A 19993-nucleotide genomic window follows, 5' to 3' on the forward strand; every position below is an offset into this window, starting at 1 on the left:
CGGGCCTCGCATCTGCATGCTATCGCTCTTTCGGCCCTTGCGCCAACGGGCCACTCCTCACGCCCGATGTACGTCAATCAAATCGTCCAAGAGCTTGATAAACCTATGGTGCCAGCATGCAAAGGAAATCGGCATGCTTGCGGCAGATTCTTCAAAGGCCGAATAAGGAAAAGGCGGGACCTTTCGGTCCCGCCCATGGCCTGTCGAGCACTGGAGTACTGTCGGCACGGCCCCTATTCGGCGGCGATCGGGAGTACCTCCGCCGAATGTTCGTTGTCGTTGTGCGGGTGCTGCTTCAGCGGACGGTTGCCCGTGACGCGGCGGATCAGCACGTAGAACACCGGCGTCATGAAGATGCCGAAGAAGGTGACGCCGATCATGCCCGAGAACACCGCGATACCCATGGCGGCGCGCATCTCGGCACCAGCGCCGGTCGAGGTGACCAGCGGCACGACACCCATGATGAAGGCCATGGAAGTCATCAGGATCGGACGCAGACGCAGGCGGCTGGCCTCTATCGCTGCCTGAACCGGCGTGCGGCCTTCGAACTCCAGCTCGCGAGCGAATTCCACGATCAGGATCGCGTTCTTCGCCGACAAGCCCACCAACACCACCAGACCAATCTGGGTGAAGATGTTGTTGTCCCCACCCATGAGCCAAACGCCGGTCAGCGCTGCCAATACACCCATCGGCACGATCATGACGATGGCGAGCGGCAAGGTCAGGCTCTCATATTGGGCGGCCAGCACCAGGAAGACCAGCAGCAGCGCCAGCGGGAAGACGACGATGCTGGAATTGCCAGCCAGAATCTGCTGGTAGGTCAAATCCGTCCACTCGAAGTCTATGCCGGCGGGCAACGTCTCATGCAGAATCTTCTCGATCGCCGCTTGTGCCTGACCCGACGAGAAGCCGGGCGCCGGGCCGCCATTGATGTCGGCGGCAAGGAAGCCGTTATAGCGGTTCGTACGCTCTGGACCGGTGGTGGCATCGACCTTCAGCAGAGCCGAAAGCGGGATCATCTGACCCGATGCCGAACGAACCTTCAACTGGCCGATATCTTCCGGCTGGGCGCGGAACTTGGCATCGGCCTGCACGCGGACGCTGTAGGTGCGGCCGAAGGCGTTGAAGTCGTTCACATAGAGCGAACCGAGATAGATCTGCAGCGTCTGGAAGACGTCGGTGACGGAGACCCCGAGTTGCTCGGCCTTGGCGCGGTCGAGATCGGCGAAAAGCTGCGGCACGTTGATCTGGAAGCTCGAGAAGATGCCGGCGAGTTCCGGTGTCTGGTAGGCCTTGGCGATCACTGCCTTGGCCGCCTGGTCGAGCGTCTGGTTGCCGAGGCCGGCGCGATCCTCGATCTGCAGCTTGAAGCCGCCTGTCGTGCCGAGACCGTTGACTGGCGGCGGCGGGAACATGGCGATGAAGGCATCCTGGATGGCACCGAACTTGTGGTTTAGCGCCATGGCAATCGCCCCGCCCGAAAGGTCGGGCGTCTTGCGCTCATCAAAGTCCTTCAGCGTGACGAAAACGATACCGGCATTCGAGGAATTGGTGAAGCCGTTAATCGACAGGCCCGGGAAGGCGATCGCATTGGCGACGCCCGGCTGCTTCAGCGCGATATCAGTCATGCGCTTAATCACGTCTTCCGTGCGGTCGAGGCTTGCGGCATCCGGCAACTGTGCGAAGCCGATCAGATACTGCTTGTCCTGTGACGGCACGAAACCGCCTGGAACCGTTGTGAACAGGCTATAGGTCGCTCCCACCAGCGCGAGATAGATCACCATTACGATGCTCTTGCGCGACAGCAGGCCGCCGACGCCCTTGCCGTAGTATTTCGAACCGGCTCCGAACGCCCGGTTGAAACCACGGAAGAACCAGCCGAAGACCGCGTCCATGACCCGCGTCAACCGATCCTTCGGCGCATGATGACCCTTCAGGAGCAGGGATGCCAGTGCCGGAGACAGGGTAAGCGAGTTGAAGGCCGAGATGACGGTCGAGATGGCGATCGTCAGCGCGAATTGGCGGTAGAACTGGCCGGACAGGCCGGAGATGAAGGCGAGCGGCACGAAGACCGCGACGAGCACCAGCGCGATCGCGATGATCGGACCGGAGACTTCCTTCATGGCCTTGTAGGTGGCGTCGCGCGGACTGAGCCCGTTCTCGATATTGCGTTCGACGTTTTCCACGACCACGATCGCGTCGTCCACGACGATACCGATCGCCAGCACCAGGCCGAACAGACTGAGTGCATTGATCGAGAATCCGAAGACGTACATCACCGCAAAGGTGCCGATGATCGACACCGGAACGGCGATCAGCGGGATGATCGAGGCGCGCCATGTCTGCAGGAACAGGATGACGACGAGGACGACTAGCGCGATGGCTTCGAGCAGCGTGTCGATCACCTTCTCGATCGAGGCGCGGACGAATTTTGTCGTATCGTAGACGATATCGTACTTGACGCCCGCCGGCATGGCCTTCTGCAGCTCGTTCATGGTCGAGCGCACATTGTTCGCGATCTCGATCGCATTCGAACCGGGTGCCTGGAGAACCGCAACGGCGACGGCCGGCTTGCCGTCGAGCAGCGAACGCAGCGTATAGTCTTCCGCACCCAGTTCGACGCGAGCGACGTCGCGAAGGCGAGTGATCTCGCTATTGGCCCCCGTCTTGACAATGATGTTGCCGAACTCCTCGGGTGTGCGCAGGCGGCCCTGAGCATTGACGTTGAGCTGCATATCCACGCCCGGCCGGCTGGGCGAGGCACCGATGATGCCGGCCGCAGCCTGGACGTTCTGCGAGCTGATCGCATTGCTGATGTCGCTGGCGGCAAGATTGTGCTCGGCCGCCTTCTGCGGATCGATCCAGACGCGCATGGAATAGTCGCCGGCGCCGAAGACCTGCACCTGCCCGACGCCTTCGATGCGGGCGAGCCGATCCTTGACGTTCAGGGTTGCGTAGTTTCGCAGATAGGTGATGTCGTGGTCGGCCCCGTCCGAGACGAGGTTGACGACCATGATGAAGTCGGGCGAGCTCTTGACGGTCGTGATGCCGAGGGCACGCACTTCGGTGGGCAGGCGTGGCTCAGCCTGCGAAACCCGGTTTTGCACGAGCTGCTGCGCCTTGTCGGGATCGGTACCGAGCTTGAAGGTTACCGTCACGTTGAGAACGCCGTCGGACGTTGCCTGGCTGGACATGTAGAGCATGCCCTCGACACCGTTGATCTGCTCTTCGAGCGGCGTCGCCACCGTTTCCGCAATAACGGTCGGGTTGGCGCCAGGATAGGTGGCGCGCACGACAATCGACGGCGGCACGACCTCCGGATATTCGGAGATCGGCAGCGCCCTGAGGCCGATCAGGCCGGCGACCACGATGAGGACCGAAAGAACACCGGCAAAGACCGGGCGGTCGACAAAGAATCTGGAGATGTTCATATCAAAGCCCTCTACGGGGTGAAAGCGGATGCAAAATCCCTGCCCGGCGAGCTAGGAGCCGCCGGCGGATCATGTGAATTCGGATGTCGGCCTTCTCCCCACGGGCAGAAGGCAAAGTCTTACTGAGCGGTCGCGACCTTCTCTGCCAACTGCGGTGCGACGACCGCACCGGGACGGATGCGCTGCAGCCCGTTGACAACGACCTTTTCGCCGACTTTCAGGCCGTCCTCGATCACGCGCTCGCCATCGGCCAGCGAACCGAGTTGGACCTGCCGGTAATTGACCTTGTTGTCGCCATCAACCACGAAGACGAACTTCTTGTCCTGGTCGGTGCCGACTGCGCGGTCGCTGATGACGAGCTTGGTCTCGGCCTTCGGTTGGCCCATGCGGACCCGCACGAACTGGCCGGGGATGAGGCGGCCACCGGGATTGTCGAACACGGCGCGAACGCTGACGGTGCCGCTTGCCGCGTCGACTTCGTTGTCGATCAGTTGCAGTTTGCCCTTGATGGGCGTGCCATTATCGCTTGCCGTGCCGATCTGTACCGGAATCTGCTCGACCGGCGGAACCGCGCCGCCGGTAGCCGGCAGTTCGGAGAGAGCCTGGGTCACGGTCTGCTCATTGGCGCTGAAGCTCGCATAGATCGGATCGACCGAAACGAGCGTCGTCAGCGCCGTGGAGGAGGCGCCGGCAGCAACAAGGTTGCCGACTGTAACGGCGATCTTGCCGACACGACCAGCGATCGGGGCACGGACCTGCGTATAGTCGAGATTTAACTGCGCCGTCTGCAAGGTTGCTTGCGCCGCCTTCAGATTGGCTTCCGCCGCAGCGTAATTGCTGGCGCGTGTGTCCATATCGCTCTGCGAGATCGTCTTGTTGTCGAAGAGCTTCTGGCCGCGATCGACCTCGACTTTGGTCAGATTAAGAGTGGCCTTCGCCGCGCCAACCTGCGCCTGTGCCTGAGCGACGGCCACCTCATAGGGAGCGGGATCGATCGTGACAAGCAGGTCGCCCTGCTTGACCAGGGCGCCTTCGCGGAAATGCACGGACTGGATTGCACCAGCCACGCGCGGCCGGATCTCGACGCGGTCAATGGCCTCGAGCCGGCCGGAAAACTCCTGCCAGGACGTGATGTCGCGCGGCTCGACGGCAGCAACCGTAACGGGGACAGCCGGCGGTGCCGCCTGGCTCGCCGCCTCGGTTGCCTGAGCGCCGCGCGGCAGCTCCAGATAGAAGGCCGCGCCTGCAACAGCCGCAGCAACACCCATGCCGGCGCCCCACAGGGCCCAGCTCTTACCGTTGGACTTCATGTTAGTCTCTCCTTTGGCCCCGTCTTGGGACACGGGACCGCAAATTCCTGTCGTCTCTATAAAATCAGGGGCCGAAGCACCGCGCATCCGCGTGACCATCGCTTCGGTCTCATGCCTTCGACGTCAGTCCAATCCCGCATTTAACCCTTGCGGACTGGATTTCTTAGTCGATCAAGCCTGCACGTCTTCGACAAAACCCTTGAAACAACAGCAGATATCCTGCTGCCACGAAGCCCTGTCCTTCGACTGCCCGCCGTAGAGAGTGGGCCAGCCTGTCCCGGCGGGGAGGACTTGCTGGCGAACACGGACGCCAGCCGCTTTCAGCCGACTGCCGTATTCCATGCTCTCGTCGCGGAGCGGGTCGTCCTCGGCCGTGAGCACCAATGCCGGCGCGAGGCCCGAAAGCCGCGAACAGTATCGAGGCGCTGCATAAGGGTGACAGACACCGCCCAGGAAACCCAGGTATCGGTTCCAACCCTCTGTCCAGCGCTCGCGCATGCCGCTTTCCTCCGCCTGGAGGAAAGATTTCGATCCCATGAATGGATCGAGTAAAGGCGAAATCAGCACCTGTCCGTCCAACGAACCGGGTATCTGATCGCGCGCCTTTAAAGCGACGCCCGCTGCAACATTGCCACCCGATTCCTCTCCGGCGACAAACAGCAGCGATTTTTTCGCTCCACCCAGCGCAAGCATGTTCCGCTTGTTGCTGAGGTAAGCGAGAAGCCCGTAGGCGCATTCCAGCACCTTCGGAAAAGCATTCTGATTGCAGCTCGTATAATCCGCCGCAACCACGATGGCCCCGGCCTCTGCGAGGCTTGCCGCCACCGGTCTGTTGGTCGCATGATCAGTATCGAGAAAGGCGCCGCCGTGCAGATAAAGCACGAGGGGTGCTGCCTTCTTCAAACCTTCACCGTTGTAGATCCGAGCTGCCACCGGCCCCGTAGGCACGTTTTCCAGCACAACATCTTTCCACGGCGCACTCATCGACCCAAATCCCTGTCTGTTTCAGCGAATATGACCCAATCCAAAAGCCGTTTGACGTGCTTTGCAACCATATTCCCGATTATGCGGTTCAGCGCCCCCCGTGCCGCATTGCAACAACTTACGAAACAACATATTGTTATTCCGCTCTGAGAATAAGTAGCCTATATTCGATCAGACTATTCACAATTACAAACAATCGACCTCTTTTCATCAAGGTCGAGGGACATCATGGAATGGACCAGTTATCAGCAATGCGGGCATTCGCGCGCGTGGTGGAGACGGGTAACTTTACCCGCGCCGCAGCAGCCCTCTCCATGCCGAAGGCGACGGTGACGACGCTCATCCAGTCGCTGGAAGCGCATCTGCATGCCAAGCTCCTCAATCGCACCACCCGCCGCGTCATGGTGACGACGGATGGTGCCCTCTATTATGAGCGCGCCATTCAGATCCTCTCTGAAATCGAGGAACTGGACGGCAGCATCAGCAATTCGCAGAGCCTGCCGAGCGGCCGCCTGCGTGTCGAAATGGCCGGCGCCTTCGCCGAGAAGATCGTCATGCCGGCGCTTTGCGATTTCCATCAGCGCTATCCCGATATTCATATCGACCTCGGCGTTGGCGACCGGCTGGTCGACTATCTCGCCGAGAATGTCGACTGCGCGCTGCGCGCCGGCATGCCGAGCGACCAGTCGCTGATCGCCCGTCGCGTCGGCGAGATCCATCTCGTCACCTGCGCGGCTCCGCTCTATATCGAGAAGCACGGCATCCCCGAGCGGCCGGAAGAGCTGGAAACCAGTCACTACGCGGTCAGCTATTTCCGCGCGCAAACCGGCCGAACGATTCCTTTCCTGTTCGAACACGGCAACGAGTCGCTGGAAATTACCCCGCGCTACATCCTCTCGGTCAATGACAGCCGCAGCTATCTGCAAGCAGCCATGACCGGCCTCGGCATCGCGCAAGTTCCAAGCTTCATGGCGCGGGATGCCCTTGCCAAAGGTGATCTCGTGCCCGTCCTCTCCAGTTGGACACGGCCGACGCTGCCCATGCATATCGTCTATCCACCCAACCGGCACCTGAGCAACAAGGTCCGCGTTTTCGTCGACTGGCTAGCGAAGCTGCTGGCAACCTCGCGGGTCGGCGAAGCTTGAAAAAGCAGACCACCTTCTTCCCTCTCGGAAGAAGGTGGCGCCAGTTGCGGACAATCAGTTCCAGGAAGCACCCGCCGGCTGACGAACCGTCGAGTTCAGCCGGTTCCAGACATTGTCGATCGCGATCGCAACAATGAGGGCAGAGAGTGCCTTCTCGTCGTAGTGCCGCGTGGCCTCGTTCCAGATCTCGTCGGTGACGGCGTCTGGCCGGTCGGCGAGCCGGGTGATGGCTTCCCCGAGCGCCAGAGCGGCGCGTTCGGCATCGGAAAAATAGGGCATCTCCCGCCAGGCGGAGACACCGACGATGCGTTCCACCGTCTCACCGGCTTTCTGCAGCTTGCGAAAGCCCATGTCGGTGCAGACGCTGCAGCCATTGATCTGGCTCACGCGCAGATGCACGAGGTCCATAGTATTTTCCGAGAGGCCGCGATCCTTAATCGAATTGCTGACAGCCAAAAGAGCCTGCAGGGTTTCGGGCAGGACAAGGGCGGGGTTCTTCATACGAGCTTGCATGTTTCTTTCCTCTTGTTGCGAGAGCCTGTTGCGGCTCATCTCCCGACGATGCACTTTCCTGCCGATCCGATGTCACACCGGCCGGATTTCGTTCGTCATGGGTTTGACGGAGCAGGATGAGGAGATGTGACCGATGGACGAAAAAAAATGGCAGGCGGAGAAATTCGAGGCGAACCGGCCGCATCTGCGCGCCGTCGCCTATCGCATGCTCGGCTCGCGCACGGAGGCGGAAGATGCGGTGCAGGAGACGTGGCTGCGCCTGATGAGGAGCGATACGTCCGACGTCGAAAATCTGAGCGGCTGGCTAACGACGGTGACGGCCCGCATCTGCCTCGATTTGCTGCGGTCGCGCAAATCCCGCCGCGAGGAGCCACTGACCATCCATGTTCCCGAGCCCATGGTGGTGCATGAGGCCGGCAATGGCACCGACCCGGAACAGGACGCTCTGCTGGCGGACTCCATCGGCCTCGCTCTGCTGGTGGTCCTGGAAAAGCTCAATCCGGCCGAACGGCTTGCTTTTGTCTTGCACGATATGTTCGACGTGTCCTTCGACGATATCGCTCCGATTCTGGGACGCACTACGGTCGCGACGCGCCAGCTCGCGAGCCGTGCCCGCCGCCGCGTGCAGGACACGCCATCGACGACGGAGGCCGATCTCACCCGCCAGCGCCACGTCGTTGACGCCTTTTTCACCGCCTCGCGTGACGGCGACCTGCAGGCACTGCTCGCCGTCCTCGATCCCGAAGCCGTCTTCCGGCCGGATGCGGTTGCGGCCAGTATGGGATCTGCCGGCGAAATCCGCGGGCGCGCCGACGTTGCCAAGACCTTCCAGGGCCGCGCACGGGGAGCCCGGCTGGCGGTCATCAACGGCGCAGTCGGTGCCATCGTTGTTATCGGCGGGCAGCTGCGTATCGCCCTTCGCTGCACCCTCAATGCAGATGGCATGATTACTATCATCGACGCGATGGCCGATCCGGAAGAACTGCGCAAGCTGGAGATCGTTTTGATCGAGCCGTAGAGTATTTCCGCTGTTCTCCGGAACGCGAAAACGCTCTATCTTATCTTCTTATTTCCCCGCGCATTCCGGACGGAAAACCGCCGCGCACTTTCCTGGAAATGCGCTAAGATCTATCGCATCCGCGTCGGGCTCGTGCCGGTCATCCGGCGGAACATGGCGATGAAGGCCGATGCGTTGCTGTAGCCCAGCTGCGTTGCGATCCGGTGTACAGGCTCGCCGGCCTCGACCATCGACAGCGCGGCAACGAGCTTCAATCGCTGTCGCCACTCGTTGAAGGAAAGGCCTAGATCGTCCTGACACCGGCGCGACAGCGTACGTTCCGTCGTCCCCATTCTGCGTGCCCACTCCGCAAGAGAATGTCGGTCGCCGGGAGCGGACTGCAGGGCATTGAGCACCGGGCCGAGCAACGGATCGTCGGAAATCGGCAAATAGCTCTCGCAGCGCGGCGCCAGTCGGATCTGATCGACCAGAACCCGCGCGAGCCGCAGGTCCTCCGCCGTTTCCGGCATGGTGACATCGCGCGCCGCGAAATCCGCCAGGATCGCCTTCAGCAGCGGACTGATGCTGAGCGTAGAAGGCTTGGACGGCAGGTTCGCGCAAAGAGCGCGTTCGACATAGACGGTCGCGTAGCGCAGATCGTGCTGGATCGCGGCGCCGTGCATCGTCTCCGGCGGCAGCCAGATGGCGTAATGCGGCGGCGACAGATAGCGCACGCCCTCGATGTCGAAATCGGCAACGCCGGTAATCGCATAATTGAGCTCGCCCCAGGGCTGGCTCTTTTTGGGGAAAACCGTGCCCGCTCTGTAATTCTCGGTGCGGAAGGAAACCGGGTTCGGCGGATCGCCCTCGATGCGTGGAGGCCTGCTGGACATGTCCTCATTTCGCTACTGTTTGTCTTATTATCGCTATATACCAGAATTCGGACAGGCAGTACAAAGTCTTTGGGATGGCGAACCCTATTCGCCCTCCTTCGTTTCGCCCCAAGTCAGAAGACGACGAGAGACCATTCACATGAGCACCCAGCCGAACGCTTCCGCATCCATAATCAGTGCGGCCGGACTTGCGCCGCTGCTGACGGTGCTGATCTGGTCCGGCAATACCGTCGTCACCAAGGCATCCGCCGGCGTAATTTCGCCGGGCTCCATCTCCTTCTATCGCTGGCTGCTCGCCTTCGTCGTGCTCCTGCCCTTCGTTGGCCGCGCGGCATGGCGTAACCGCGCACTATTGCGTGAGCATTCGCTGAAACTCGCTATTCTCGGCGCGCTCGGCATGGTGATCTATCAGAGCCTCGCCTATGAGGCGGCCAAGACCACCTCCGCCGTCAACATGGGTGTCATGCTCGCCCTGATGCCGTTACTGTCGACGTTTTTCGCAAGCCTGCTGGCCTCTGAAAAATTGACCGCAGCAAGCATTGCAGGTGGCGCCATCTCTTTGATCGGGCTCATCTATCTGACCTCGCAAGGTAAGCCCATGCGGCTGGTCGATGGCGGCTTCCACATCGGCGACGGCCTGATGATCGTCGCTGTTCTCTCGAATGCGCTCTACGGTGTCATGCTAAGGCGCTGGGCAATGCCGCTTTCGATGTGGCAGCAGCTCTTCTGGCAGATCGGCTTTTCGACCCTTTTGCTGATCCCGATCTTCCTGATGGGCGATATCTCGCCGATTACGACGACAAATCTGCCGCTGATCCTCTATGCCGCGATCCCGACTTCGCTGGTCGCCCCTTTCTGCTGGATGATCGGCATCCACAAGCTTGGAGCCAGCCGCACCTCGCTGCTGATCAATCTTCTGCCGATCATCGTTGCGGCTCTGGCCTGGGCGCTTCTCGGAGAACAGCTGCATTTCTATCATGCGATCGGCGGCGCGCTCGCCCTCATCGGCGTCGTCCTTGGCTTACGCAAGGCTCCGGTGAAGGATGGGCCGGTCGATGAGGCAGGTTGGGAAGCGGAGGAAGCCTGATCGCCCGATCCGGGAGTCCTCTTTCCTTTCGCCTGCCCTTCGTTCTACCATGAACGAGTCCTGCGAAGCGAAAAGGAAGCGAGCGTGCGCATAGCCCTGGAACCGGTGTCCTCCAGAACGACGATCCAGGAGAGCGTCTATCAGCAGCTGCGAAACGCGCTGATGGCCGGCAATTTCGACCCCGGCCAGACGCTGACCATAGCCTCGCTCGCCGAAACCTTCGGAACCAGCAACATGCCGGTGCGCGAGGCTCTGCGCCGGCTGGCCGCTGAAAATGCCCTGGAGGTCGCGGCCAACGGCTCGGCCCGCATTCCGATCGTCACCCTCGGCCGCCTGGACGATCTCTGCCGCGCCCGCATCGCCGTCGAAGGCCTGGCCGCCGAACTGGGCATACCGAACCTCACCCCGACGGACATTGCAACGCTCGAGCGCATCGCCGGCGAGCAGCATGTGATCGGCCTCGGCGCCAACGTCTACGAGCTGATGGCCAAGAACCAGCAGTTCCACTTCACCATCTACCGCGCCTCCGGCTCCGAAGTGCTGCTGCAGCTCATCGAAACCTTGTGGCTGCGTTTCGGCCCCTACATGCGCATGCTCTCCGCCTCCGTGGAGCCTTTGATGCGCAGCGGCGAGCTCGACCCTGCCGGCGAGCATGTTGCCATCGTCAAGGCTCTGAAAGCCGGCGACTTCACCGCAGCCCGGGACGGCGTCGTCGCCGATATCAGGCGTACCCATGAAATCCTGCAGGATTATTGTCCGGCCACGCAGGACGAGCCGCGCAAGGGCTCGGCCCGCCGCTAAACCCAAAAAAGAAAGCGAGAAATTTGATTGAACCTTAAAGTATTTTGTGATCAAATGATCAAAATAGAGGTTTCAATCCCAACATCCAGAGCGAGATCCCCATGAGCTCCGCCGCTTCCGCATCGCAATTCGTCGGTCACAACAGCTTCCCGGTCGACGAGGTCCGCGCCATGTTCCCGGCCATCCAGAAGGCCGGCGATTTCGTCTTTCTCGACAATGCGGGCGGCGCACAGGTGCCCCAGACGGTGGTCGATGCGGTTGCCAACCACCTGATCGATTTCAACGTCCAGCGTATGGCGAAATACCAGCATAGCCAGGGCGTCGACCGCAATCTGGAAGAAGCGCGCGAAAGCGTCGCCATGCTTGTTAATGCCTATCGCCCGGAAGAAATCTCCTTCGGCCAGAACGCCACATCCTTCATTCGGCTTGTGAGCCTCGGCATTGCCAAGCTGCTCGGCAATCGCAACGAAATCGTCGTCACCGACATGGATCACGACGCCAACATCGCCACCTGGATGGCGCTGGAAGCCGATGGCGCCAAGATCGTCTGGTGGCGTATGCGCGAGGACGGCACGCTGCATGTGGAAGATCTGAAGCCGCTGCTCAACGACAAGACCCGCCTCGTCGCCTGCACCGTGACGGCCCATTCCATCGGCACGATCGTCGATGTCGCCGCCGTCTGCAAACTGGCCGCCGCCGCCGGCGCCGAAACCTTCCTCGATTGCGTCCACTACGGCCCGCATGGCCTGATCGACGTGCAGGCCTGGGGCTGCGACTACCTCGTCTGCTCCGGCTACAAGAATTTCTCGCCGCATATGGGCTTCCTGTGGGGCCGCTATGACGCGCTGGTCAAGCTTCCCACATTCAAGGAGGATTTCATTCCGGATGTACCGCCCTACAAGATCGAGGTCGGCACCTTCACCTATGAGAACGTCGCCGGAATGAATGCCGCGGTCAAATATCTGGAAGGTCTCGGCCGCCGTTTCCTGCGTGATGGCAACCATAGCCGCCGTGAGGCGCTCGCCGCCGCCATGGGCGCGATCCGCCGGTACGAACTGATGCTTTCGCGCGAGATGATCGCGGTGCTCAAGCGTCACGGCGCGGTGATCTACGGCATCTCCGACGAGAGCCGCCTTGAGCAGCGCGTTCCCACGATCTGCTTCAACATGCCAGGCATCACGCCACAGGAATTTGCCGACGAGATGGGCAAGCAACGCATTGGCCTGCGTGACGGCCACATGTTTGCGCCGCGCCTGATGAAGCGCCTTGGCCTTTCCATGGAAACAGGTGCCATCCGCGTGTCGTTGGTGCATTATAACAAGGTCGAAGAGATCGCTCGGTTCGACGCGGCCCTGACCGAGATCATGGCGCGGCGCAAGTAAGCCGTGCCTGTGAGCGGTGGCGGCGCCCGAACAACTCCGCCACCGCAATGCCTCCGTGCCGGTGCCAGATCGGCACGGAAGCTGCCCCGAAATTCGGGGCAGATTGCCCTGTGTCTTTTCGGCCTATCCCTCGTGGGGAGGGCCGCTGAAATATGAGGATGCCGATGAGCGATTTCCGCCGGAACTGTATGGAACAGAAGCTGCTCGTCGGCACGTTTGCGGCCATTCCGCATCCCGTCGCCATCGAAGTCACGGCAGCCTCCGGCGTCGATTTCCTCTGCATCGACTGGGAGCATTCGCAGATCAGCCGCGAGCGCATCGAGGATCTGATCCGCGCAGCCGACGTCCATCGCGTTCCCGCAATGGTTCGCGTACCCGGCCATGCGGCTGAAGATATCGCGGCCGTTCTGGATGCGGGTGCCGCAGGCGTTCTCGTGCCCCGCGTTTCGACGGCGGAGCAGGCCCGCGCCGCCGTCAAGGCCACGCGCTATCCCCCGCTCGGCGCGCGCGGCGTCGGTCCGGGTCGTGCGGCCGCTTATGGTTACCGCATTACGGATTACCTCGCCAAGGCCAACGCCGAACTCGTGCTTGCCATCCAGGTCGAAACGGCCGAGGGGCTTGCCAATATCGCCGAGATCGCGGCCGTCGATGGCATCGACCTGATCTTCATCGGCCCCGGCGATCTCTCCGTCTCGATCGATGCTATGGGTCCCGCGGGCAAGGACAGGCTCGACGCGGCGATCAACACAATCACAAAGACCGCCCTGTCTGCCGACCGAACGGTCGGCATCTTCCGCCCTTCGGCGGACGATATCGGCGCATGGTCGGAAGCCGGCATAAGCTTCTTCATGCTGGCAAGCGACACGATGTTTCTCGGTGCAAGCCTGGCTGCCGGCGTCGATGCCGCAAGAGCGGGAAAACATGGCGGAGCGAAGAAATAAAGCTGATTTTTATCAGAGAGTTACCGCATGGAAGGGCAACGGAAAACCGAGCAGGAAGGTAGACTTTTTAAGCTTAAAATTTGTCCTTGAAATGCAGTTGTTTTTGGATAACCATTCGAAATTGAGGGGTTGCTCAAGTGAAAGCTGCCGCAGCCGTTTGAACCCTTCAATACCGAATTCCCAGGGGAAATTCCTTGTCTCTTCTACCGCAGCATAACCTGCCGAACGCGATATCAGGCCGCGATGCCCTCGAAGGCATTCGCGCTCAGATCCGCGACATGCGCACCGACAACATCGCCGTCCTGGCCAAACGCGCCCGCGAACTTGGCGGCGTCATTCCGCTCTGGTTCGGCGAAGGCGATATCGTGACGCCGGAGTTCATCCGCGATGCTGCTAAGAAGACGCTCGACGACGGCGCCACCTTCTACGTTCCGAATATGCGGGGGCTCGCGACGCTGAACGAAGCCCTGTCGGACTATCAGACGCACTGGCACGGCCGCCCCATCCCGATCGAGCGCACCACGGTCGCGCCCGGTGGCATGCAGGCGCTCTATATGGCGCTCGAACTGCTCGTCGATGTCGGCACCAACGTCGTCTATGTCGCGCCGCAATGGCCGAACATCCACAACGCCATCCACCTGATCGGCGGCGAGCCCCGCGCCGTGTCGCTCGATTTCGACACCGACTGGCGCCTCGACCTCGACAAGCTTTTTGCCCGTTGCGATGCCCGCACCCGCGCTATCTTCCTCTCGACGCCTTCCAATCCGACTGGCTGGACAGCCTCACGCGAAGAAATGCAGGCGCTCTTGGATTTCGGCCGCCGCACCGGCATCTGGATCATCTCCGACGAGGTCTATGCCCGCCTCTATTTCGACGGCGAGATTGCCCCTTCGATCCTCCAGGTGGCCGAGGATGGCGATCGTGTGATCGCGATCAACAGCTTTTCCAAGGCCTGGGCGATGACCGGCTGGCGCGTCGGCTGGCTGACGCACCCGTCTGCCATTGCCGACCAGCTCGGCGCCATGACGCAATATATCAACAGCGGCACCTCGGCCATGGTTCAGGCCGGTGCCGCCGCCGCTCTGCGTGAAGGCGAGCCGCTGGTTTCAGAAATCCGCGCACGCATCAAGGCCGGCCTCGATCTGGCCTATGAGAAGCTGCCGAAGATACCGGGCATGATCCTGCCGGAGAAGCCGCGCGGCGGCATGTACGCCTTCTTCGCGCTACAGGGCGAACCGGATGCGACGGCGCTCTGCGAGCGCATCCTCGAAACGGCCCGCGTCGGCCTGGCGCCTGGATATCACTTCGGCGATGCGTCCCGAGCCTTCCTGCGCATGTGCACCTTCCGCGAAACCGAGCAGATGCGCATCGCGCTCGATCGCATGGTCAACGCGATGACATGATACGGCCGCCCGTGCGGGCGGACGGGGAATACCGCGGGTGAGAGGAAAAGCCCGCAGCCATAACCAGAGGGAGACCAAGAAAATGCCCATTACTCGTCGCAGTCTGCTGGTCCTTGTGACCGCCGTTGGCCTGGCCGGCGGAAGCCACTTTGCCTATGCCGCCGATGTCTTGAATGTCGGCTCGTATCCGAACAACCCGCCCTTCGAATACAAGACCGCAAATGGCGGCTTCGAAGGCTTCGAGGTCGATATCGTCAACGAAGCGGCCAAGCGCGCCGGCATGACGACCAACATCGCCGACTACGGCTTCCAGGCCCTATTCGCGGCAACCAGCTCGAAGCGCATCGACGTGGCGATCTCGTCCATCACGATCACACCGGAACGACTGAAGTCGCAGTCCTTCACGCAGCCTTATTACGACTCCGACATGGGTGTCGCCACCAAGGAAGGCAGCTCGATCAAGACGCTCGCCGATCTCAAGGGCAAGACCGTCGGCGTCCTCTCCGGCTCGACGGGTGAGAAATGGGTCAACGATAACAGGGCCGCACAAGGCTTTGCCGACGTCAAGGGCTACAATTCGCAGCAGGATATGTTCCTCGATCTCGGCGCCGGCCGCATCGACGCCGTCGTCAGCGACATCCCCGGCATGCAGTATCTCTTCGTCAAGACCAAGGGCTTCGCCATCAAGGATCGCATCAAGACCGGAGAGCAGTACGGCCTGATGATGACCAAGGATTCGCCGCTCGTCGCCAAGATCAACGATGCCATCACTGCGATGAAGAAGGACGGCACGCTCGAAAAGATCCACGAGAAGTGGTTCGGCGGCAAGGCACCGGCAGGCTCCTCCACCGTCACCGAATTGCCAATCCCCAAGGCGTGATCAAAAGATCATCCTCGATATGACTTTACGCCGGCCACCACGGCCGGCGTAAATGTAAGCAAATCTCATCTTCGTCCTGCACACGGGAGCGCCAATGTCTTTCGTCGATACCTTCCTCAATTCCGACGTCATGATCTCGGCTTTCCCGCAGCTCCTGCGCGGGCTTTGGATGACTATCGCGCTCGGCGTGGTCAGCATCCTGATCGGCGTGACCAGCGGCCTCGTCGTTAGTCTGATTCGCCTCTATGCCCCGAAGCCGCTGCAGCTTCTGATGATCGCCTATATCGACATCATGCGCGCCATGCCCATGCTGGTCGTGCTGATCCTGATCTATTACGCGCTGCCCTTCGTCGGCATCAGCTTTTCGGCCTGGTGGTCGGCGATCCTCGGCTTCTCGATCGTGCTTGCCGCCTATTCGGCCGAAGTCTTTCGCTCGGGCATCGAAAGCGTGCCGCGCGGCCAGTTCGAGGCCGCCGCAGCCCTCGGCATTCCGTTCCTGATTACGCTCTATAAGGTCGTTCTGCCGCAGGCGGTCCGCATCGTCATTCCGCCGACGACGAGCAACTGCGTGTCGATGTTCAAGGATACGTCGCTCGCCTCGACCGTGGCGCTGCCCGAACTGCTGAAAGAGGGACAGAATGCTCAGGGTTTCTACGCCAACCCCTCGCCGCTCATCATGGCCGCGCTGATCTACATCATCCTGCTCTGGCCGATGGTGCGCCTCGTCAGCGTGCTCGAGAAGAAGTTCAAGAACGAGCGCGCCAGATAGGTCCTCGTTGAAGCCTGTCGTTACCGCAAAACCGCTATACACTTTTGCGCGACATGCTTTACATCAATCGAAATCGCTGCCTGAAAGATGGTTGCTCACCGATGACTTCACCGCGCCGATATCCCGCCACAGCTCGCTGACGATGGCGGGATCGACATCCGCCATCATGTCGCGTAGCCAGCCTTCATGGGCCGCAGCCATGGCGCTGAACGACGTCTCACCCTTCTCCGTCAGCTTCGCGACCGTCACCCGCCTGTCCCCGTCGGGCGTCACGCGCAGCACGAGGCCGTCCGCTTCCAGCCGTTCGACAAGCCCGGTGACATTGCCGTTGGTGACCATGGTGCGCTTCGACAGCTCTCCGAGCCGCAATCCCTCGCGTTCGCGATAGAGCTGCGCCATCAGGTCGAATTGCGGCAGGGTTGCGCCGAACTCATTGCGCAGCCGACGGCGGATTTCCTGCGAGATCAGCTTGGTTGTCGACAGCATACGCAGCCAGAGCCGCAATTCGAGCTTTTTGCCTTCCTGCGCTCCCTGAACAATGATCTCCAGATCAACGGTTGCACTCTCGGACTCTGTCATGACGTCGCCTCGGCCTATCGTTCCGCATCATCAATCTAAGCGATCTAGGGAACGATATTTGAAATGTCAAAGGTTCGAGCGTCAAGTCATGTGACCGTCACTTGGCCAGCATTTTCCCCAACATGAAACCGGAACCGGCACCCGTCCCCGCGCCCGGCCATGTCGAGGCACCGCACATATAGAGCGATGCCACCGGCGTCTTGTATCGCGAATAGCCTGCAACGGGGCGGAACAGGAAATTCTGGTCGAGATGATGGCTGCCCGAAAGGTTGTCGCCGCCGACAAGATTCGGATTCTCGCGTTCGAGATCGACCGGCGAAAAGACCGAGCGGCCCAGTATCTTGCCACGCAAGCCCGGCGCATAGCGCTCGACGATGTCGAGGACGCGCTCAGCATAGGCATCCTTGATCTCGTCCCAGCCCGCGCCGCTGATCTGGCCGGCGGCATCGCCATGGAATTCCGCCGGCAGAACACGCACCTGTATCCAGAGCACATGCTGGCCGGCCGGCGCGCGCGACGGATCGATCGCCGTCGGCTGCCCGACCACCAAGGCAGGCTCGACCGGCAGCAGGCCGCCCATCGCCTCGGCATAGACACGCGACATCATCTCGAGATCGGGCGCGATATGCACATAGGCGAAATTCTGCAGTGCCTTGCCCGCCGTCCAGTCCGGAAGGCTCGACAGCGCCAGATGGATCATCATCGTGCCGGGTCCGGCGCGAAAGCGCTTGACCTTGCCGTCGAACTCCCGGCGCGCCGGGTCCTGATCCAGGAGCTTGCCGAACAGGATCTGCGGGTGGACATTGGCGATGACGGCGCGCTTTGCTTCATAGCGGCGGCCATCGGCAAGGACCACGCCCGTCGCCTTGCCGCCCGCCGTGACGATCTTGTCGACGCGCGTGCCGAGCATCAGCTCGCCGCCCTTGCTTTTCAGCACGGCCGCCATCGAGTTGATGATGATATCGGCCCCACCCTTGCCGATCACCATGCCGAAGGCCTGATTGGCCATGGATTCGAGATAGGGAAACAGCGCACCGCCGGCGACATCGGGGGCAAAATCGAGATGCAGCCCCCAGGCGGCCATCATCGTCTTGAGCTTGGTGTTCTGAAAGCGGGCATCAAGAAAATCGCGAGGCGAGGCAAAGAGCATGCACGCCGTGTCGTAGACCCAGCCCATCCCCTTCTCCCGCCAGGCTTTCCAGACGACCTTGACGGCGGCCATGGAAGGCATAGGCGAGCCGAGCAGACCGAAGATATGCGGGGCATCCGCACCGAACTGCGAGAGCATATGACGCCAGGCAGCGGCATCCTGCGGGGAGATATCGGCGATCGCGCCGGCGGTCTTTTCCAGATCGGTGCTGACGCCGAGATAGGTGTTGTCACGGAAGACGCTGGCGAAGCAATCCGCAGCCGGCACGAAGCCCAGCCCCTCGGCCTGCAGCTCGTTCTTATACTGCGCAAAAAAGGCCGAGCCGGCGAACATGGAGAGGTTCATCGCGCAGAGATCGTGCCGAAAACCGGGCAGCGTCACCTCACGGGTTTTAACTGCACCGCCAGGCTCCGCATTGCCCTCGATGACGGCGACTTTCCAGCCCTTGGCGGCCAAATGCACCGCCGCCGCCAGGCCATTGTGACCGGCTCCCACTATGATCGCATCATAGCTCATCGCTTGCCCCTCTTTCGTCGGTTATTATTATTGTCACATGCATACATCTTGAGCTTTAAGCTTCAAGCACCTATTGGCACGAATAGCCGCAGAGAAGCGCAACCCAAAATGGATTCCTACCAAATTTCATTGAGATTATTTCTTTATTTTCAGCCATTTACGCGCGCCCTGTTATCACTGGAAGACGTACCCATTTTGCCCTTCGGGAGTATGTCAGAATGCTTGCAATATCATATATTGTGACATAGGCTCCCTTCATTCCGCCGCCGCGCGGAGCCGGTGCCAGGAGGAAAGGCACCCCGCGCCTGGCGATACCGACTTCATGCCTGATCCTGAACAAAAGACCCGCAAAAAGGCTCTTTGCATGGGATCACGCGACAACAAGGGGAACTCAAAAATATGACCGCTACCACACTCGCCAGCCTCGCCTCGGCCCTGCTTTCGGGCTCCGTCAAGGTCGTCGATCTAACCGCGCCGCTCGGCCCGGATACGCCGGTGCTCTACCTGCCGCCACAGTTCGGCAAGAACACGCCCAACGTCAAGGTCCATACGATCTCCGAATATAACCAGGATGGCCCGTTCTGGGCCTGGAACTGGCTGGAACTCGGCGAGCACACCGGCACGCATTTCGATGCGCCCTGCCATTGGATCACCGGCAAGGACAACCCGAACAACACGACCGACACCATCCCGCCGCAAAACTTCGTGGCGCCGGTCAATGTCATCGACCGCTCGAAGGAAGCCGCGGCAAATCCCGACTATCTGCTGACGGTCGACAGCATCAAGGAATGGGAAGCCCAGCACGGCGCGATCGAGCCCGGCAGCTGGGTGCTGCTACGCACCGACTGGTACAAGCGCAACGGCTCGACCGAAACCTTCCTGAATGCCGATGAGAACGGCCCGCATTCTCCCGGCCCGACGGCCGAGGCGATCGAATATCTGCTCACCAAGGGCATCATCGGCTGGGGTTCGGAAACGATCGGCACAGATGCCGGTTCCGCCGGCGGCATGAACCCACCTTTCCCGGCGCACAACCTCATGCACAAGGCCAATCGCTATGGCCTAGCGAGCCTCTCGAACCTCGATCAGCTTCCGGCCAAGGGCGCCGTCCTGATCGCCGCTCCGCTGAAGTTCGTCAAGGGCACCGGTTCGCCGGTTCGCGCACTGGCATTGATTGCATGACAGGCTGTAGAGGCAGGAGCCTGAGGGCGG

The 19993-nt window shown here is 61.2% G+C and carries 17 protein-coding genes; 10 read left to right on the top strand and 7 right to left on the bottom strand.

The genetic code is table 11. The annotated features are described in order from the left end of the window. Positions 1-233: 233 nt before the first annotated feature. From ABOK31_RS11795 to ABOK31_RS11805, 3 genes are all read right to left on the bottom strand, one after another. Entirely contained in the window at positions 234-3431 is a 3198-nt protein-coding gene (locus tag ABOK31_RS11795) for an efflux RND transporter permease subunit (RefSeq protein WP_349956159.1), read from the bottom strand. A gap of 119 nt (positions 3432-3550) precedes the next feature. Continuing rightward, positions 3551-4741, bottom strand: a complete 1191-nt coding sequence (locus tag ABOK31_RS11800) for an efflux RND transporter periplasmic adaptor subunit (protein ID WP_349956160.1) — start codon at positions 4739-4741, stop codon at positions 3551-3553. Positions 4742-4912: 171 nt separating this feature from the next. After that, positions 4913-5725 carry an alpha/beta hydrolase gene (locus ABOK31_RS11805; RefSeq protein ID WP_174172071.1) on the bottom strand — a complete coding sequence of 271 codons (813 nt, stop codon included), beginning with the start codon at positions 5723-5725 and terminating at the stop codon, positions 4913-4915. A 233-nt stretch (positions 5726-5958) separates the two neighbouring features. Between ABOK31_RS11805 and ABOK31_RS11810 the strand changes: the two genes are divergently transcribed. Beyond that, on the top strand, positions 5959-6870 hold the full coding sequence (locus ABOK31_RS11810) for a LysR family transcriptional regulator (protein ID WP_174172070.1): 912 nt from the start codon (positions 5959-5961) through the stop codon (positions 6868-6870). Positions 6871-6924: 54 nt separating this feature from the next. Here ABOK31_RS11810 and ABOK31_RS11815 read toward each other — a convergent pair whose 3' ends face one another. Beyond that, complete coding sequence (locus ABOK31_RS11815) at positions 6925-7383, bottom strand: carboxymuconolactone decarboxylase family protein (RefSeq protein WP_174172069.1); 459 nt, start codon at positions 7381-7383, stop codon at positions 6925-6927. Positions 7384-7516: 133 nt separating this feature from the next. On the opposite strand from ABOK31_RS11815, the gene ABOK31_RS11820 reads away from it, so the two are divergent. Then, entirely contained in the window at positions 7517-8401 is an 885-nt protein-coding gene (locus ABOK31_RS11820) for a sigma-70 family RNA polymerase sigma factor (protein ID WP_349956161.1), read from the top strand. 110 nt (positions 8402-8511) lie between these two features. Here the strand turns inward: ABOK31_RS11820 and ABOK31_RS11825 are convergent, their stop codons facing one another. Continuing rightward, on the bottom strand, positions 8512-9273 hold the full coding sequence (locus ABOK31_RS11825) for a helix-turn-helix transcriptional regulator (RefSeq protein WP_349956162.1): 762 nt from the start codon (positions 9271-9273) through the stop codon (positions 8512-8514). A 139-nt stretch (positions 9274-9412) separates the two neighbouring features. Here ABOK31_RS11825 and ABOK31_RS11830 point away from each other — a divergent pair, with 139 nt between their 5' ends. From ABOK31_RS11830 to ABOK31_RS11860, 7 genes are all read left to right on the top strand, one after another. Continuing rightward, on the top strand, positions 9413-10360 hold the full coding sequence (locus tag ABOK31_RS11830) for a DMT family transporter (RefSeq protein WP_349956163.1): 948 nt from the start codon (positions 9413-9415) through the stop codon (positions 10358-10360). A gap of 84 nt (positions 10361-10444) precedes the next feature. After that, positions 10445-11161, top strand: coding sequence for a GntR family transcriptional regulator (locus ABOK31_RS11835; protein ID WP_349956164.1), 717 nt, complete (start codon positions 10445-10447; stop codon positions 11159-11161). 101 nt (positions 11162-11262) lie between these two features. Beyond that, entirely contained in the window at positions 11263-12543 is a 1281-nt protein-coding gene (locus ABOK31_RS11840) for a cysteine desulfurase-like protein (protein ID WP_349956165.1), read from the top strand. Positions 12544-12707: 164 nt separating this feature from the next. After that, positions 12708-13484, top strand: coding sequence for an aldolase/citrate lyase family protein (locus ABOK31_RS11845; RefSeq protein ID WP_349956166.1), 777 nt, complete (start codon positions 12708-12710; stop codon positions 13482-13484). Between the two features lie 194 nt (positions 13485-13678). Then, complete coding sequence (locus ABOK31_RS11850; RefSeq protein ID WP_349956167.1) at positions 13679-14887, top strand: pyridoxal phosphate-dependent aminotransferase; 1209 nt, start codon at positions 13679-13681, stop codon at positions 14885-14887. Positions 14888-14969: 82 nt separating this feature from the next. Further along, positions 14970-15767 carry an ABC transporter substrate-binding protein gene (locus ABOK31_RS11855; protein ID WP_349956168.1) on the top strand — a complete coding sequence of 266 codons (798 nt, stop codon included), beginning with the start codon at positions 14970-14972 and terminating at the stop codon, positions 15765-15767. A gap of 94 nt (positions 15768-15861) precedes the next feature. Then, positions 15862-16536 (top strand): amino acid ABC transporter permease, encoded by a 675-nt coding sequence (locus tag ABOK31_RS11860; protein WP_174172060.1) that lies wholly within the window; start codon positions 15862-15864, stop codon positions 16534-16536. 63 nt (positions 16537-16599) lie between these two features. On the opposite strand, the gene ABOK31_RS11865 is transcribed toward ABOK31_RS11860, so the two are convergent. Then, the gene (locus ABOK31_RS11865) at positions 16600-17115 is read right to left on the bottom strand and encodes a MarR family transcriptional regulator (protein ID WP_174172059.1); all 516 of its coding nucleotides are present in this window, start codon (positions 17113-17115) and stop codon (positions 16600-16602) included. Positions 17116-17212: 97 nt separating this feature from the next. Continuing rightward, a complete protein-coding gene (locus ABOK31_RS11870; protein WP_349956169.1) occupies positions 17213-18781 on the bottom strand; it encodes an NAD(P)/FAD-dependent oxidoreductase in 1569 nt (522 codons plus the stop codon). 399 nt (positions 18782-19180) lie between these two features. On the opposite strand from ABOK31_RS11870, the gene ABOK31_RS11875 reads away from it, so the two are divergent. Then, a complete protein-coding gene (locus ABOK31_RS11875; RefSeq protein WP_174172057.1) occupies positions 19181-19963 on the top strand; it encodes a cyclase family protein in 783 nt (260 codons plus the stop codon). Positions 19964-19993: the final 30 nt, after the last annotated feature.

The organism is Rhizobium sp. ZPR4 (genome assembly GCF_040215725.1).
Classification (GTDB): Bacteria; Pseudomonadota; Alphaproteobacteria; order Rhizobiales; family Rhizobiaceae; genus Rhizobium; species Rhizobium rhizogenes_D.

What these genes read in the sequence shown, in the direction of transcription:
- ABOK31_RS11805 (WP_174172071.1), bottom strand. Translation starts at nt 5,725, where the DNA reads ATGAGTGCGCCGTGGAAAGATGTTGTGCTGGAAAACGTGCCTACGGGG.
- ABOK31_RS11800 (WP_349956160.1), bottom strand. Translation starts at nt 4,741, where the DNA reads ATGAAGTCCAACGGTAAGAGCTGGGCCCTGTGGGGCGCCGGCATGGGT.
- ABOK31_RS11795 (WP_349956159.1), bottom strand. Translation starts at nt 3,431, where the DNA reads ATGAACATCTCCAGATTCTTTGTCGACCGCCCGGTCTTTGCCGGTGTT.
- ABOK31_RS11830 (WP_349956163.1), top strand. Translation starts at nt 9,413, where the DNA reads ATGAGCACCCAGCCGAACGCTTCCGCATCCATAATCAGTGCGGCCGGA.
- ABOK31_RS11825 (WP_349956162.1), bottom strand. Translation starts at nt 9,273, where the DNA reads ATGTCCAGCAGGCCTCCACGCATCGAGGGCGATCCGCCGAACCCGGTT.
- ABOK31_RS11820 (WP_349956161.1), top strand. Translation starts at nt 7,517, where the DNA reads ATGGACGAAAAAAAATGGCAGGCGGAGAAATTCGAGGCGAACCGGCCG.
- ABOK31_RS11870 (WP_349956169.1), bottom strand. Translation starts at nt 18,781, where the DNA reads ATGAGCTATGATGCGATCATAGTGGGAGCCGGTCACAATGGCCTGGCG.
- ABOK31_RS11815 (WP_174172069.1), bottom strand. Translation starts at nt 7,383, where the DNA reads ATGCAAGCTCGTATGAAGAACCCCGCCCTTGTCCTGCCCGAAACCCTG.
- ABOK31_RS11860 (WP_174172060.1), top strand. Translation starts at nt 15,862, where the DNA reads ATGTCTTTCGTCGATACCTTCCTCAATTCCGACGTCATGATCTCGGCT.
- ABOK31_RS11810 (WP_174172070.1), top strand. Translation starts at nt 5,959, where the DNA reads ATGGACCAGTTATCAGCAATGCGGGCATTCGCGCGCGTGGTGGAGACG.
- ABOK31_RS11865 (WP_174172059.1), bottom strand. Translation starts at nt 17,115, where the DNA reads ATGACAGAGTCCGAGAGTGCAACCGTTGATCTGGAGATCATTGTTCAG.
- ABOK31_RS11845 (WP_349956166.1), top strand. Translation starts at nt 12,708, where the DNA reads ATGAGCGATTTCCGCCGGAACTGTATGGAACAGAAGCTGCTCGTCGGC.
- ABOK31_RS11855 (WP_349956168.1), top strand. Translation starts at nt 14,970, where the DNA reads ATGCCCATTACTCGTCGCAGTCTGCTGGTCCTTGTGACCGCCGTTGGC.
- ABOK31_RS11875 (WP_174172057.1), top strand. Translation starts at nt 19,181, where the DNA reads ATGACCGCTACCACACTCGCCAGCCTCGCCTCGGCCCTGCTTTCGGGC.
- ABOK31_RS11840 (WP_349956165.1), top strand. Translation starts at nt 11,263, where the DNA reads ATGAGCTCCGCCGCTTCCGCATCGCAATTCGTCGGTCACAACAGCTTC.